Annotated in this window: 13 protein-coding genes; 12 read left to right on the plus strand and 1 reads right to left on the minus strand. The window is 60.8% G+C overall.

Features of this window, described 5'->3' with window-relative positions; translation table 11 throughout:
* Window positions 1-47: 47 nt before the first annotated feature.
* From ABL914_RS02100 to ABL914_RS02115, 4 genes are read left to right on the plus strand one after another with little or no spacing between them, the layout of a single operon-like run.
* Entirely contained in the window at window positions 48-1,397 is a 1,350-nt protein-coding gene (locus ABL914_RS02100) for a glutamine synthetase family protein (protein WP_391561494.1), read from the plus strand.
* A 3-nt stretch (window positions 1,398-1,400) separates the two neighbouring features.
* Window positions 1,401-2,672, plus strand: a complete 1,272-nt coding sequence (locus ABL914_RS02105; RefSeq protein WP_391561495.1) for an NAD(P)/FAD-dependent oxidoreductase — start codon at window positions 1,401-1,403, stop codon at window positions 2,670-2,672.
* Window positions 2,669-4,024 carry an aspartate aminotransferase family protein gene (locus tag ABL914_RS02110; protein WP_391561496.1) on the plus strand — a complete coding sequence of 452 codons (1,356 nt, stop codon included), beginning with the start codon at window positions 2,669-2,671 and terminating at the stop codon, window positions 4,022-4,024. The genes ABL914_RS02105 and ABL914_RS02110 overlap by 4 nt, the downstream gene beginning before the upstream one ends.
* A complete protein-coding gene (locus ABL914_RS02115) occupies window positions 4,021-5,403 on the plus strand; it encodes a glutamine synthetase family protein (protein ID WP_391561497.1) in 1,383 nt (460 codons plus the stop codon). The genes ABL914_RS02110 and ABL914_RS02115 overlap by 4 nt, the downstream gene beginning before the upstream one ends.
* Window positions 5,404-5,438: 35 nt before the next feature.
* Here the strand turns inward: ABL914_RS02115 and ABL914_RS02120 are convergent, their stop codons facing one another.
* The gene (locus ABL914_RS02120; protein ID WP_391561498.1) at window positions 5,439-6,335 is read right to left on the minus strand and encodes a LysR family transcriptional regulator; all 897 of its coding nucleotides are present in this window, start codon (window positions 6,333-6,335) and stop codon (window positions 5,439-5,441) included.
* 149 nt (window positions 6,336-6,484) lie between these two features.
* On the opposite strand from ABL914_RS02120, the gene ABL914_RS02125 reads away from it, so the two are divergent.
* From ABL914_RS02125 to gabD, 8 genes are all read left to right on the plus strand, one after another.
* The gene (locus ABL914_RS02125; RefSeq protein WP_391561499.1) at window positions 6,485-7,606 is read left to right on the plus strand and encodes a PotD/PotF family extracellular solute-binding protein; all 1,122 of its coding nucleotides are present in this window, start codon (window positions 6,485-6,487) and stop codon (window positions 7,604-7,606) included.
* Between the two features lie 18 nt (window positions 7,607-7,624).
* Window positions 7,625-8,527 carry an ABC transporter permease gene (locus ABL914_RS02130; protein WP_391561500.1) on the plus strand — a complete coding sequence of 301 codons (903 nt, stop codon included), beginning with the start codon at window positions 7,625-7,627 and terminating at the stop codon, window positions 8,525-8,527.
* Between the two features lie 2 nt (window positions 8,528-8,529).
* A complete protein-coding gene (locus ABL914_RS02135) occupies window positions 8,530-9,372 on the plus strand; it encodes an ABC transporter permease (RefSeq protein WP_391561501.1) in 843 nt (280 codons plus the stop codon).
* A gap of 1 nt (window position 9,373) precedes the next feature.
* Window positions 9,374-10,510 (plus strand): ABC transporter ATP-binding protein, encoded by a 1,137-nt coding sequence (locus ABL914_RS02140; protein WP_391561502.1) that lies wholly within the window; start codon window positions 9,374-9,376, stop codon window positions 10,508-10,510.
* Between the two features lie 102 nt (window positions 10,511-10,612).
* The gene (locus tag ABL914_RS02145) at window positions 10,613-12,043 is read left to right on the plus strand and encodes a gamma-aminobutyraldehyde dehydrogenase (protein WP_391561503.1); all 1,431 of its coding nucleotides are present in this window, start codon (window positions 10,613-10,615) and stop codon (window positions 12,041-12,043) included.
* A gap of 7 nt (window positions 12,044-12,050) precedes the next feature.
* Window positions 12,051-12,788 (plus strand): gamma-glutamyl-gamma-aminobutyrate hydrolase family protein, encoded by a 738-nt coding sequence (locus tag ABL914_RS02150; RefSeq protein ID WP_391561504.1) that lies wholly within the window; start codon window positions 12,051-12,053, stop codon window positions 12,786-12,788.
* A gap of 111 nt (window positions 12,789-12,899) precedes the next feature.
* Window positions 12,900-14,273 carry an aspartate aminotransferase family protein gene (locus ABL914_RS02155; protein ID WP_391561505.1) on the plus strand — a complete coding sequence of 458 codons (1,374 nt, stop codon included), beginning with the start codon at window positions 12,900-12,902 and terminating at the stop codon, window positions 14,271-14,273.
* Window positions 14,274-14,283: 10 nt separating this feature from the next.
* Entirely contained in the window at window positions 14,284-15,726 is a 1,443-nt protein-coding gene (gene gabD / locus ABL914_RS02160; protein ID WP_391561506.1) for an NADP-dependent succinate-semialdehyde dehydrogenase, read from the plus strand.
* Window positions 15,727-15,763 lie beyond the last annotated feature (37 nt).

The following is a 15,763-nucleotide window of genomic DNA, read 5'->3' on the forward strand; positions in this document are numbered from 1 at the left end:
CCGCAGCGTAAAACGCGCTGCGGCCCCCAAACCGAACGAGGCATGCAATGACCATCGACATCGCCAGCTGGATCAAGGAACGCGGGATCGGCGAGGTTGAATGCATCGTGCCCGATATGAACGGGATCCAGCGCGGCAAAGTGCTGCCCGCGGCCAAGTTCGTAAAATCGCTGGCCGACAAGACATTGCGAATCCCCGGCAGCGTATTCATTGTGACGGTGACCGGCGGCTATCCCGAGGATGTCCAGCACATCGTGCCAGACTTTGATCCCGACGTTTTTCTGGTGCCCGATCCATCAACTTTGCGCGAGGCACCAGGTTACAAGACACCAACCGCCTATGTGATCTGCGATGCCTACAATGCGGCAGGAAAGCCGATCGAAATTGCCCCGCGTGAGATCCTCAAGAAGGTCCTCGCGCTATACGAAGCCAAGGGCTGGCAGCCGGTGATTGCACCCGAGGCCGAGTTCTATCTGGTTTCCAAAAATCTCGACGCTGATTTTCCGCTGACCCCGCCGCCGGGCCGCTCGGGCCGGGCCGAAACCGCCAGCGAGGCCTTTGGCCTTGAGGCGCTGAGCGAATATGAAGACATCATCGAACAGATCTATGATTGGTGCGAAAAGGCCGAGCTGAACATCGATACGATGATCCACGAGGCCGGCGCCGCCCAGCTGGAAGTGAACTTCATCCACGGCGATCCGCTGGCGCTGGCCGATCAGGTGTTGCTGTTCAAACGGATCGTCCGGCAGGTTGCGCTGGAGCACGGGGTCTATGCTACCTTCATGGCCAAGCCGATGGCTGACCAGCCCGGCAGCGCGATGCACATCCACCAATCGGTGCTGAGCCTCGAAACCGGGCGCAACGTATTTTCAACCGGAAATGGCAAGGAAACCGCGCTGTTTCGCAACCATATTGCCGGGCTGGTCCGGCTGATGCCGCAAGTCCTTCCGCTGGTAGCCCCCAACGTCAATTCGTTCCGGCGGATGCGGCCCGATACCGCCGCCCCGATCAACGTTCACTGGGGCAGCGACAATCGCAGCTGCGGCTTCCGCGTGCCGGTTTCCGAAGCCAAGGATCGCCGGGTTGAAAACCGGCTGGCCGGGGCCGATGCCAATCCATATCTGGCGATCGCAGCCTCGTTGATCTGCGGCTACATCGGCATGGTTGAGCGGATGATCCCGCCCAAGATGATGGAGGGCAATGCCTATAACCGGGCGCGCACCCTGCCGCGGACGCTCGAAGCTTCGCTGGACCGGTTCTATCAGTGCAAACCGGTCAAAACCTTGCTGGGCGAGGAATTTTTCGAGATCTTCTGGGCGATCAAGGACGCTGAGCTGTACGCCTATCAATCGGTGATCTCATCGTGGGAACGCGAACACCTTTTGCTCAAGGTATAGCCCTTGGAGCCGCATGCGCGATCATACTACGCCGCCAGTGCCAATTCATTTGCGGACCAGCCCAGACTGGCAGGCAACGAAACCGCCGATGTGGTGGTGGTGGGCGGCGGTTTTACCGGACTTTCAGCGGCGCTTCATGCGGCAGAGGCCGGCTATTCGGTGGTGCTGCTGGAAGCCCGGCGTATCGGCTGGGGCGCATCGGGGCGCAGCGGCGGACAGATGATCCCGGGGCTGCGCTGGGGCCCGGAAGAGCTGATCCGCGAGTTGGGGCGAACCCGCGCTGCTGAACTGCTCGCGCTGGCCAATGGCGCCGGCGATATGGTCCGCCAACGGATCGCCCGGCACCAGATCGCCTGCGATCTTCGCAGCGGCCACTTTCATGCCGCCGCAAAACCAGCACACCTTGAGGCGATGCGGCGCGAGCTTGAATGCTTGCAAGACCTGCTGGACTATCGCGGCGCGTCGATTGTCAGCCGCAACCAGCAGGCTGAATTCGTTGGATCGCAGCTTTATCACGGCGGGATGATCGATCCCAGCGGCGGGCATCTTCATCCGCTAAACTATGCGTTGGGCCTGGCCAAAGCTGCGCTGGCGGCCGGGGTCCGGATTTTTGAGGGCTCGCCGGTAAGCCGGGTGGATCATGGCACCCCGGTCTGCGCGATCGCCGAGGCCGGCACCGTAACGGCGCGTTTTGGCGTGCTGGCCGCCGATTCCTGGATGGGCGATCTAGAGCCGAAACTGGCGCGAATGACGATGCCTGTGGTCAACTACAACGTTGCCACAGCAGTTCTGGATCCGGATCTTGCACAGCGCCTGATGCCCACTGGCGCGGCGGTATCTGACAGCAAATTTGTGCTCAATTATTACCGGCTGAGCGCCGACGGCCGTTTGATCTTTGGCGGCGGCGAGAAATATTCACCGCGCCCTCCGCGCGACGTGGCCGAATTTGTCCGGCCCTATATCGAACAGGTCTTTCCGCAGCTCAAAGGCGTGGGCATCGACTATGCCTGGGGCGGCGCAGTAGGGTTGACGCTCAACCGGTTGCCGCAATTCGGGCGGATCGGCAATTCGTTCTATGCCCACGGCTGGTCGGGCCACGGAGTCTTGCTGACCACACTGGCAGGCGATCTGATCGCCCGGGCGATGCGCGGCCAGGCCGAACAGTTTGATCTGTTTGCCCGGTTGCCGCAGCGCGCCTTTCCGGGCGGCAAGCTGCTGCGCCATCCGCTCTACGTGGCGGGTATGCTCTACTATGCCCTGAAAGACCGGCTATGATTACCGATGCCGCCATAGCCCGGATGCGCGCCACCGAATGCGAACGCTTTGTCGCCGCCAATCCGCGCTCGGCCGCGCTTGGCAGGGAAGCCGCGCGCCATTGGCACCGCGGCGTACCGTTTCACTGGATGCTCGATTGGGGCACCCCGTTTACGCTGTTCGCGAGCCGTGCCCAAGGGGCAGAGCTATGGGACGCGGATGGCCATCGCTATGACGATTTCTGTCTGGGTGATACCGGATCGATGTTTGGCCATTCCCCCGCGCCAGTGGCCGCAGCCCTTGCCCGGCAAGCAGCGCAGGGCCTTACCTGCATGCTGCCAACAGAGGATGCGGTGGTGGTAGCAGATGCGTTGGCCAAGCGCTTCAAGCTGCCATTCTGGCAGGTTACCTCCAGCGCCAGCGAGGCCAATCGTGCGGTAATCCGCTGGTGCCGTGGGATCACCGGGCGCGACAAGGTTCTGGTCTTCAACGGCTGCTATCACGGCGCGGTCGATGATGTGTTTGTCGATCTGCGCGCTGGCGAACCTGAATTGCGCAAGAGCCTGGTCGGGCAGGTCTATGACGTTCGGGCGCACACTGTGGTGATTGAATTCAACGATCTGCCCGCGCTGGAAGCCGCGCTGGCTGTGGGTGATGTAGCCTGCGTTCTGGCCGAACCAGCGATGACCAATGTCGGCATGGTCCTGCCCCAGCCGGGCTATCTGGAAGCCGTGCGGGCGGCCTGCACCCGCCACGGCACCTTGCTGGTCTGGGATGAAACCCATACGATCAGCACCGGATACGGCGGGCACAGCGCCACTTTTGGGCCGCTGGGCGATCTGTTTGTGCTGGGTAAGCCGGTTGGCGGCGGGGTGCCCTGCGCTGTGTTCGGCTTCACCGCAGAAGTGGCTGAGCGCATGGAAAAACTTCGCGATGAGGGCGAAAAGGGCCATTCCGGGATCGGCACCACGCTTTCGGCCAATGCCCTGGCGCTCGCCGCGATGCGTGCCTGCCTGACCGAGGTGATGACACCCGCGGCCTACGATCACATGCTTCCGCTGGCCGAAGTATTGGCGGCCAAAACCAGGGATGTGATCATCGCCAACGGGCTTGATTGGCACGTTGCCCAGATCGGCTCGCGCGGCGAATTTATCTGCGATCCCACCCCGGCCAGAAATGGCACCGAAGCACGGGCCAAGATGCATGGGCAGCTCGAACATGCCTTGCACCTGTTCCTGATCAATCGCGGCGTGCTGATCGCGCCATTCCACAACATGACCCTGGTCAGCCCGGCCACCCGCCCGGAGCAGGTTGACCGATTGGCCGAAGTGCTCGACCAATGCCTCAAGACCCTGATTGGAAGTGACCGATGACTGCAATAAGCTCAAACCAGCGTGCCCTGGCGGATGAGGCGGAAGCCTTTTTCAAGGCCAACCCCGATGTTGATGCGATTGATCTGATTCACACCAACATGTGCGGCGTTCCGCGCGGCAAGCGGCTGCGCCAACACGAGGTTAAGGCGGTCTATCAATCGGGCCGGTTCCTGCCGGGATCGGTGCTGGTGGTCGATATCACCGGGCGTGACTGCGAAGAGACCGGGCTGGTCTGGGAAGACGGCGATGCCGATCGTTACGTCTTTCCGGTCCCCGGCACTTTGGTCCGCGCGCCGTGGCTGGGGGATAATGCCGCCCAGTTCCTGACCAGTTTCTATGAATTGGACGGCACCCCCAACGATCTCGATCCGCGCCACGTGCTGGGCAAGGTGATCGATGGGCTGGCCCAGGAAGGCCTGACCCCGGTGGTAGCGGTGGAGCTGGAATTCTATCTCTGCGATCTGGAAGACGGGCGGCCGGTGCCGGCCCGCGGGCTCGTAACCGATCACCGTTCCAAGGATATCCAGGTCTATGGCCTGCGCGAGATGGAAGATCTCAAGCCGTTTTTCGACGCGCTTTACGAAGCCTGTGACGAGCAGGATCTGCCGCTGGAAAGCGGGATTTCGGAATATGCCCCCGGCCAGTTCGAATTCACCCTGCGCCACAAGCCCGACGCGCTGCGCGCGACTGATGATGCGATCATGTACAAGCGGCTGGTCAAAGGCGTAGCGGTGAAGTTTGGGATGGAGGCAACCTTCATGGCCAAGCCGTTTGCCGAAACCGCCGGTTCGGGCATGCACCTGCATATCTCGATGAACGACAAGCACGGCAACAATGCCTTTGCCAGTGAAGATCCCCAAGGCACCGAGCTGCTGCTCCATGCTATCGGCGGGATGAAGATGATGCTGGCCGAATCGATGGCAATTTTCGCCCCCAACGCCAATTCGTTCCGCCGGTTCAAGGCCAATTCCTATGCCCCGGTGGCGGCAACCTGGGGGGTCAACAACCGCACGGTCAGCTTGCGCATTCCGGCTGGCTCGCCGGCTTCACGCCACGTCGAACACCGCATCTGCGGGGCCGATGCCAACCCCTACCTCGCCATGGCCGCCGTGCTGGCCGCCCAGCTCCACGGGATCCGCAGCAAGATCGATCCGGGCCCGGCGGTCGTCGGCAACGGTTATGAGGCCGAAGGCGCGGACATCCGCCTGCCCAACAGCTGGGGTGCCGCAATCGAGGCGTTCGAGACCTCTGATCTGAGCAAGCAGTATCTGGGCGAGCGGTTCGTGAAACACTATTCAACCGTCAAGGGCGTGGAAATGGCGCGGTTCATGGCTGAGGTGACTGAGCTGGATTATGCCTGGTATTTGCGGAATGCGTGATTCATGCCCCGGTTCGGTGAGGGCCGTTTAACCCTTCACCGCCGGTGCTGATGCACCGTTTCCATAAACAGGCTCGCCGCCTCCGAATGCCGGGTCAGCCGCCGCCAGGCCACGCCGATATCGACCGTCGGCAAGGTTTCGCGGGTCCGCTTGGCCACGATCCGGTCGCCATCGAGGCTCCAGGGGCGATAGACCAGATCGGGCAACAGGGTGATGCCCGCCCCGGTCCCGACCAAACTGCGCACGCCTTCCATACTGCTGGTTCGCCAGGCGACGCGCGGGGGGTGATCGAACTTGCCCCAGATCCCGTCGATCAGCCCTTCAAGCTCATCAAGTTGCAGCGCCACCACCGGCTCGTTTTCCAGATCGCCCAGGGTCAGCCCATCAACATCAGACAGCGGATGGCTGGGCGCCATCCAGGCGCGGCATTCGCTGCGCAGCAGCACTTCGTGATCGATCGCATCGCGTTCTTCTAGATTCGAGACAATCAGCAGCGCCAGATCAAGTTCCCCGCCAACCAGCATGTGTTCAACGTAGCTGCGCTTATCCTCAACCAGCGCAATCTCGATCTTGGGGAACAGCTTCCTGAAGCGTGATAGCAGGTCGGTCAGGAAATAGCCGGTTACCACCGGGGTTACCCCGATCCGCACGTTGCCCACTGTCTCCTCACCCTCGCGCCCGACGCCGCCGGCCAGATCCGCGATCGCGCTGATGATCGAGCGGGCGTGGCGCAAAAACTGGTGCCCTTCACGGGTCAGCGTTACGCCCTTGGCGTGGCGGTGAAACAGGGTGACACCGGTTTCAATCTCTAGCGTGCGGATCGCGTCGGTTACCGCGCTTTGCGAAATCCCGACCGCGCTTGAACCGCCCGAGACCGAGCGCGCCTCAGCCACGGCGATAAAATAGCGGATCTGGCGAAATGTGATGTTCATCGGTTTTTTCGATAGCTATCGCTTTGTATAATCGACTGGCCCACAGCGCAAGAGCGGGCATGTTGCCACCAAAGTGATGCTTGGCTTTCGGACAATCCGCGCTAGCATTGCAAAACAAAAAACGGGCAACGCAATCGAGGGGTAGTGTGATGAGCGCTTCTGATAATTTCAAAAGCCAGAAGCTGGGGCGGCGTTCGCTGCTGCAGGGTCTGGGTGTGGCCGCGATCGGGATCAGCTTCACCACGCTGGGTGCCTGCAGCAAGGGCGAATCAGGCAGCGCGCCTGCCGGCACTGGCGCTGCGGAAGAGCCCAAGCTCAATTTCTATACCTGGGACACCTACATCGGCGAAACCACACTGGCCGATTTCAAGGCCTCCAACGGGATCGACATCAAGATGGACCTGTTCGATTCGAACGATGTCCTGTTCGCCAAGTTCAAGGCCGGCAATCCCGGCTATGACTTGATCGTGCCTTCCAACGATTTTGTTGAGCGGATGGCCCAGGCCGGGATGCTGATGGAGCTGGACCATAGCCAAATCCCCAACCTGAAGAACGTCGATCCAACCTTTATCGATGTCGCATATGACCAGGGCCGCAAATTCTCGATGCCTTACACCTGGCTCAGCCTGGGGATCGGCTATCGCAAGAGCAAAGTGAAAACGAAGCCCGATAGCTGGAAGGTGCTGTTTGACAGCCCCGAATATTCGCAGCGGATTGCGCTGCTTTCTGAAGCGGGCGATCTGTTCCGGCTCTATGCCAAGTATCTGGGCAAATCGGTCAACGCGCTGACCCCGGCCGACGTCAAGACGATCGAGGCGATGCTGATCAAGCAGAAGCCGCATATCAAGAAGTTCCATTCCGATGATGGGCAAGATCTGCTGGCCAAGGGCGATGTCGATCTGGTGCTGGAATACAACGGCGATATCGCCCAGTTGATGGCCGAAGACGACGACATTGATTTCGTCATCCCCAAGGAAGGCAGCCAGCTTAATTCGGATAACCTGTGCATTCCCAAGGGCGCCAAGCACCCGGGCAACGCGCATGCCTTCATCAACAATTTGCTCGATGCGCAAGTGGGCAAGAAGATCACTGAAACGATCCTTTATCCCACCCCCAATGCCGCCGCAAAAGCGCTGATGCCGGATGATTACAAGAACAACCCGGTGATCTTCCCAGCCGCTGAAGTGCTGGCAAAGTGCGAATATGCCGCGTTCAATCCGGTGCTGCAGCCGCTCTATGAAGAAGCCATGACCCGCGTCAACGCAGCCTGACCGGGAGCTGAAAAGGGCATGTCCGACCAGAACTGGCGTGAGCACAAGCAAAGCTTTCTGGCCGCTTCGCTTGCGCCGGCCGGTTGGACACTGCTGTTCTTCATCGTGCCGATGGCGATCGTTTGGGCATACAGTTTTGGCCGCAATGCCGGGCTGACCGAAATCGACATTTCCGGCACGCTGGACAATTACAAGCGCGCCACCGAATGGCTGTATCTTTCGATTTTTGCGAAAAGCCTGGTGGTGGCGGCTCTGGTCACGCTGATCTGCCTGGTGATCGGCTTTCCGGTGGCCATGGCGATCACTTTCGCAAGCGAGAAATGGCGCCCGTGGCTGCTGCTGGGTATCATGCTGCCGTTCTGGACCAACTTGCTGATCCGCACCTATGCGCTGATGATGCTGCTGGGCACGCAAGGCTATGCCAACAAGGGGCTGGGGGCGTTGTGGGGCGGGGCCAGCTGGCTTAAGACTCTGGTCGGGCTTGAGCCGCTGCCAACCTGGGAACCAGTCCAGCTGCTGTTCAACAATTTCGCGGTGGTGTTTGGCCTGGTCTATGTCCACCTGCCGTTCATGGTACTGCCGCTCTATTCGGCGCTTGACCGGCTTGACCGCAGCCTGATCGAGGCCAGTCTGGATCTGGGCGCAGGGCATTTTCGCACGATCATGCGGATCGTTGTTCCGCTGGCGATGCCGGGCATTTTCGCCGGCGTGATGATTACGCTGATTCCGGCCTTGGGCGCCTACCTGACACCGGATCTGATGGGCGGGACCGACAGCCAGATGATCGCCAATGTGATCGAGCGCCAGTTCAAGCGCGCCAACGACTGGCCATTTGGCGCAGCGCTTTCCTTTATTCTGATCTACGCGATGTTCGCGCTGATCGCACTGCAGGGCCTGCGCAAGAAGCCGGTGGGGACCTGATCATGGCGCTGTTCAAACGCACCCCGCTGGCCCCACTGGAATATTCACGCACCTGGTGGCTGCGCAGCTGGGTAACCCTGGTGATGGTGTTCCTTTACGCACCGCTGGTCGTGCTGATGGCGTTCAGCTTCAACGATTCAAAGCGCAACGTGGTGTGGCGCGGCTTTACCACAAAATACTATGAGAAGGCCTGGAACGATTCGACCCTGATCGAGGCGCTGGGCAATTCGCTGACGATCGCGGCGCTTTCCACGCTGTTCAGTCTGGTGCTGGGAACCTTGGCGGCGATCATGCTGTGGCGCTTCCGGTTTCCATTCAAAAGCGCGGTCGATGGGGTGATTAGTCTGCCGATCATCGTTCCCGAGATTTGCCTGGGGGTGGCCTTCCTGATTTTCTTTGCGGCAGTCGATTGGCCCACTGGTTTGCCCTGGCCCTTCAGCCTTTCGGCGATCACCATAGCCCACATCACTTTCAGCTTTCCGTTCGTGACCATGGTGGTGCGATCGCGCCTGACCAGCTTTAACCGCGAACAAGAGGAAGCCGCCAAGGATCTTGGCGCAAACGAATGGCAGGCCTTTCGCGATGTGTTGCTGCCGCATATCCGTCCGGCGCTGATTGCCGGTGCGCTAATGGCGTTCACGCTCAGCCTGGATGATTTCGTGATAACCTTCTTCACAGCCGGGCCAGATACGATCACCTTCCCGGTCAAGGTCTATTCGATGGTCCGGTTTTCCGTCTCGCCCGTGGTCAACGCCGCATCGACCGTGCTTATCATCATGACGGTAGTGCTGACCGCCGTGGCCCTCCGTTATCAGGGCATCAAATCGATCGCCGAAAGTCACTGACATGTCCGAAACCAAGAGCCCGATCATATCGATTCAGAACATCACAAAACGCTATGCCGGATCGCCGGTGGCAGCGGTGGACGATGTCAGCCTGGATATCATGCCGGGCGAATTCTTCGTGCTGTTGGGCCCATCGGGCTGCGGCAAAACCACGCTGCTAAGGATGATTGCCGGATTTGAGATCCCCACATCAGGCCGGATCCTGATCGATGGACAGGATATGGCCGCCGTTCCGCCCAACAAACGGCCGGTCAACATGGTGTTCCAAAGCTATGCGGTGTTCCCGCATATGACGGTGGCGCAGAATGTCGGTTATGGCCTGAAGATTGCCCGAACCCCCAGTGACGAGATTGACATCCGGGTGCGTGAGGCACTGGAGCTGGTCAAACTCGACGGGCTCGACAAGCGCCGCCCGGATCAGCTTTCGGGCGGCCAGCGCCAGCGCGTTGCACTGGCGCGTAGCCTGGTGATGCGGCCCAAAGTGCTGCTGCTGGATGAGCCGCTTTCAGCGCTGGACGCCAAGCTGCGGGCGCAGATGCAGTTCGAACTCAGCGATCTGCAGGACGAGGTCGGGATCACATTCGTAACCGTGACCCACGATCAGGACGAAGCCCTATCGATGGCCGGGCGGATCGCGGTGATCAATAAAGGCGAAGTGGCGCAACTGGCCACGCCTGCGGATCTCTATGAATATCCCGCCAACCGTTTCGTTGCCGATTTCGTCGGATCAGTGAACCTGTTCGCAGGCAAGCTGACGCTTGACGAGGCCGATCGGGCTGCGGTTGATTGCCCGGGACTGGGCAAGATTTTCCTCAACCACGGCGTAACCGGCCCGCACGGGGCTGACGTGTTTGTCGCACTGCGGCCTGAGAAGATTTATCTACACGTCCCCGGCAAAGGCGAAGCGATCCGCGCAGCGGCGCAGGATGCGCCTGAAGATCACAACCTGGCGCGCGGGCAGATCAAGGGAATGAGCTATCTGGGCGATATCACGCTGTTCGAGATAAAGCTCACCTCAGGCGCGATGATCCGGGTTTCGCGCCCTAATCTTTCGCGCCGCGATCAGGAAGACTTCACCTGGGATGATCTGGTTTCGATGCATTGGCGCGCCGATAGCCCGGTCGTACTGCTCAGCTGAGCTTTATCGGCTTTTCCGATAAGCGACGGTTTCCTTTTCATATTTCACGTCCAGCCCGCCGGGCTCTAGGCTTGCCGTTCAACCGCAGAGGCGCATCTCTCCATGTACGAAAGCAGCAGCCAGTTCTTTGCCGGCAAGGCCCTGACCGGCGATGAAGCGGGAGAACCGGTGTTCAACCCGGCCAATGGCGAACAGGTTGCGCTGATCGCCAGCGCCAGCCGCGCGCAAGTTGATGCCGCTGTTGCCGCCGCCGAAGCCGGGTTCGCGGTCTGGTCGCGGATGCCGCCCAAGGAACGCGCGCACCGGATGCTGCTGATTGCGGACCGGATCGAAGCCCTGGCCGATGAATTCGCTGCGCTCGAAACGCTCAACTGCGGCAAACCGATTGGCACCGCCAAGGCAGTTGATGTTGGCAATACGGTTGACGTGTTCCGGTTCTTTGCAGGGGCGGCGCGGACAGTTCCCGGCCTGCCGGCGGGTGAGTACCGCCCCGGCTTCACTTCAATGTTGCGGCGCGATCCACTGGGCATCTGTGTTGGCATTGCGCCGTGGAACTATCCGCTGATGATGGCGAGCTGGAAAATTGCCCCGGTCATTGCCGCTGGCAACGCGGTGGTCCTCAAACCCAGCGAGCACACTCCGCTAAGCGCGCTGCGGCTGGCCGAGGTCTGCGCCGAATTTCTGCCCGACGGGGTGGTCAACGTTGTCACCGGAAATGGCCAAAGCGTTGGCGCGCGGCTGGTCGCGCACCCCAAGGTTCGAATGGTATCGCTGACCGGCGATGTTTCCACCGGCCGCAAGATCCTTGAAGCCGTTGCGCCCACGATCAAACGGACCCATTTCGAACTGGGCGGCAAGGCCCCGGTGATCGTGCTGGCTGATGCCGAAGTCCCAGCCGCTGTCGAAGCGATTGCCGAAGCGGGCTTTTATAACGCTGGGCAGGATTGCACCGCCGCATGCCGGGTCTATGCCCATGCCAGCATCCATGACCGGCTGGTGGCCGATTTGCAGGCCGCGATCGAATCAATCCGGATCGGCGATCCGAACGCGCCAGGCACGGTGCTGGGTCCATTGATCACGGCCCGCCAGCGTGACCGGGTGGATGGCTTCGTGGCCCGCGCCGCATCGGATACTCCGGCCACGGTGATCACCGGCGGCTATGCCCCCGACGGACCCGGCTTTTTCTATGCCCCCACCCTGATCGCCGGGGCGCGCCATTCAGACGAGATAGTCCAGAAAGAAGTGTTTGGCCCGGTCGTCTCGGTGACCCGCTTTGACGAAGATACAACCGCGCTTGAATGGGCCAATGATTGCGAATACGGCCTCGCCAGCTCAGTCTGGACCCGCGATGTCGGCAAGGCTGCCGAATTTGCCGCTCGGCTGGAATACGGGGTCACCTGGATCAACACCCATTCCGCCAACGTCACCGAAATGCCGCATGGCGGGATCAAGGGTTCGGGATATGGATCAGACCTGTCGGTCTATAGTCTGGAGCATTACATGACGACCCGCCACGTTATGATAAAGCATTGACCCTGCGATGATCGCTCGCCCCGTCCTTGGCATTATCGCCTGCAACCGCACCGTTGGGGCTGAACCGGCACAGGCGGTGATGGAACGCTATGTCAGCGCAGCAATGCGCCATGCCGATTGTGCGGCCTTGCTGATCCCTTCGCTGCCCGATCTGATGAGCGCCCGCGAGGTGGCGGGACGGCTTGATGCGGTATTGCTCACCGGCAGTCCTTCTAACCTCGAAAGCCATCGCTATAGTGACGAAGGCGGGGACGGTCCGTTCGATGCCGGCCGCGATGCAATTGCACTGGGCATGGTTGAAGCGATGATCGGCAACAGCCGTCCGGTCTTCGGAATCTGCCGCGGTTTTCAGGAAATCAATGTCGCGCTGGGCGGCACTTTGCGGCGCGATACTTCGTCCGGCGGCGATCTGCTGCGCCACCATGCGCCAGATGACGTCAGCTTCGATGCAATGTTCGATCATTTGCACCCGGTCAAACTAAGCCAGGGTGGGGTGCTGGCGCGGGCCTTTGAAAAACCAGAGCTGACAGTCAATTCGGTCCACTTTCAGGGGATCGGCAAACTGGCACCAGGCCTTAGCATCGAAGCCACGGCGCCAGATGGACTGATCGAAGGCTATTCAGCCCGGCTGGGCAGCGCGCCTGTGGTGGCAGTGCAGTGGCACCCCGAATGGGACGCGAACCGCAACCCAGACAGCGCAGCTTTCTTCCGCCTGCTGGGCCGTGCTATGCGGGGTGAGCTATGAACACGCGCGTGACCCGCACCAACCGCTTTCTCGCCCGGACCGGCTTCTCTCCCTGAAGCAGCGCGCCTTTGCGTACGCCAGTTTCAATTTACCAGTCCAAGGGAGAAAACCATGCCCCGCAATTACGATATCGCCGAACTAAAGCGCCTTGATGTTGCGCACCACTTGCCCGCGCAGGCCGATTGGCAAGAGATTGAGAACCTGGGCGGCAGCCGCATCATCACCCACGCCGAAGGCTGCTACATCTACGACGGCGATGGCAACCGCATCCTTGATGGCATGGCGGGCCTGTGGTGTGTCAATGTGGGCTATGGCCGCGAAGAGCTGGTCCAGGTCGCATCGGAACAGATGCGCGAACTGCCGTTTTACAACACCTTTTTCAAAACCGCGACGCCGCCAACGGTACTGCTGGCCCAGAAGATCGCCAGCCTGACCCAGAACCGGTTGCCGCACGTGTTCTTCAACAGCTCTGGTTCTGAAGCCAACGACACCATCTTCCGGTTGGTCCGCCAATACTGGAAGCTGAAAGGCGAACCAGCTCGCAAGGTCTTCATCAGCCGCTGGAACGCCTATCACGGCTCAACTGTAGCAGGCGTATCGCTGGGCGGAATGAAGGCGATGCATCCGATCGGCGATCTGCCGATCCCCGGGGTAGAGCATGTCCGTCAACCCTATTTGTTCGGCGAAGGCTTCGGTCAGGACCCAGCCGAGTTTGGCAGTGCCTGTGCCGCCGCAATCGAGGAGCGGATCCTTGAAATCGGCCCCGAAAACGTCGCCGCCTTCATCGGCGAACCCGTGCAGGGTGCCGGCGGCGTGATTATTCCGCCAGCCAATTACTGGCCGCAGGTTGAGGCAATCTGCCGCAAGTATGGCATCTTGATGATCTGCGATGAAGTGATCGCCGGTTTTGGCCGTACGGGTAATATGTGGGGCCACGAAACCGTGGGTGTAAAACCCGATATCATCGCCATGGCCAAGGGGTTGTCGAGCGGATATTTGCCAATTTCCGCGGTCGCGGTTTCGGATGAGATCGTCAAAGTGATGAAAACCGGCGGCGATTTCGTCCACGGCTATACCTATTCGGGCCACCCGGTCTGCGCGGCAGTGGCGCTGCGCAATATCGAGATCATGGAGCGCGAGGGGTTGGCCGAAAAGGTTCGCAGCGATAGCGGGCCCTATCTGGCCAAGGCGCTGGCCGGCCTCAACGATCATCCGCTGGTGGGTGAAGTGCGCTCAATCGGGCTGCTTGGTGCTATTGAACTGGTTGCCGAGAAGGGAACCAACAAGCGCTGGGGCGGGGCCGAGGGCACCGCTGGCCCGATTGTGCGCGATCGCTGCATCGCGGGTGGGCTGATGGTTCGCGGGATCCGCGATAGCATCGTGATGTGCCCGCCGCTGATCATCAGCCATGATGAGATCGACGAGCTGGTGGGTATCATCCGCAAGGCGCTCGACGAGGCACTGCCCCTGCTTCAGGCACTGTAAGGATAGCCCGATGACCATCTCTCCCCTGCTGCGCCAGCAATGCTTTATCGGCGGTGAGTGGGCCGCAGCAGACAGCGGCGAAACGATCGCGGTGACCAATCCGGCCACCGGCGCGCATTTAGGGACAGTCCCCAAATGCGGCGCGGCTGAAACCCGCCGGGCAATCGAAGCCGCCGAAGCAGCCCTGCCGGCCTGGCGCGCCAGAACGGCCAAGGAACGCGCCACCATTTTGCGCAAATGGTTCGATCTGATCATGGCCAATCAGGAAGATCTGGCCAGGTTGTTGACCCTGGAGCAGGGCAAAAGCCTGGCCGAGGCGCGCGGCGAGATTGCCTATGGCGCAAGCTTCATCGAATGGTTCGCCGAAGAGGGCAAGCGGCTCTACGGCGATGTGATCCCCGGCCACATGGCCGACAAACGGATCCTGGTGCTGAAGCAGCCGATCGGCGTGACTGCGGCGATCACCCCGTGGAACTTTCCCAATGCGATGATCACCCGCAAGGCAGGCCCGGCACTGGCCGCGGGATGCCCGATGGTGATCAAGCCGGCGGCACAAACGCCCTATTCGGCGCTTGCCCTGGCGGTGCTGGCTGAGGAAGCGGGTATCCCCAAAGGCATCCTTTCGGTCATCACCGGCAGCGCCAGCGCGATTGGCGGCGAGATGACCTCCAACCCAAAGGTCCGCAAACTATCCTTCACCGGATCGACCGAGATCGGGCGGCTGCTGATGGAACAGAGCGCCGCTACCATCAAGAAGCTGAGCCTGGAACTTGGGGGCAACGCGCCCTTCATCGTGTTCGACGACGCGGATGTGGATGCCGCGGTGGCTGGCGCCATGGCCAGCAAGTATCGCAATTCGGGCCAGACCTGTGTCTGCACCAACCGGATCTACGCGCAGGCCGGAATCTATGATGCGTTTGTGGGCAAACTGGCCAGTGCCGCGGCGGCGCTCAAAGTTGGCAATGGGCTTGATGCCGGGACCGAACAGGGCCCGCTGATCGACGCCAAAGCCGTGGCCAAGGTTGAAGAACATGTCGCCGATGCCCTGGCCAAAGGTGCAACGCTGCTGGCTGGCGGCAAACGCCATGCGCTGGGCGGCACGTTCTTTGAACCGACCGTGCTGGCAGGCGTAACCCAGGACATGCTGGTTGCCAGCGAAGAGACCTTCGGCCCGCTGGCCCCGGTGATCCGATTTGAGACCGAAGAGCAAGCGATTGCGATGGCCAACGATACCGAATTTGGCCTGGCCAGCTATTTCTATGCGCGCGATATCAGCCGGGTCTGGCGGGTGGCCGAAGCGATCGAGAGCGGTATGGTTTGCGTAAATTCAGGAATTCTCTCAACCGAGGTTGCTCCATTTGGAGGGGTCAAGCAATCAGGTCTGGGGCGTGAGGGATCGCGCTATGGGATCGATGAATACGTTGAAATGAAATACGTTTGTCTGACTATCTAGGGTCAGCGAATCGAAAGCCCAGAAATCCGACCACTTC

Origin of the sequence: Novosphingobium sp. (genome assembly GCF_040079535.1) — a bacterium.
Classification (GTDB): Bacteria; Pseudomonadota; Alphaproteobacteria; order Sphingomonadales; family Sphingomonadaceae; genus Novosphingobium.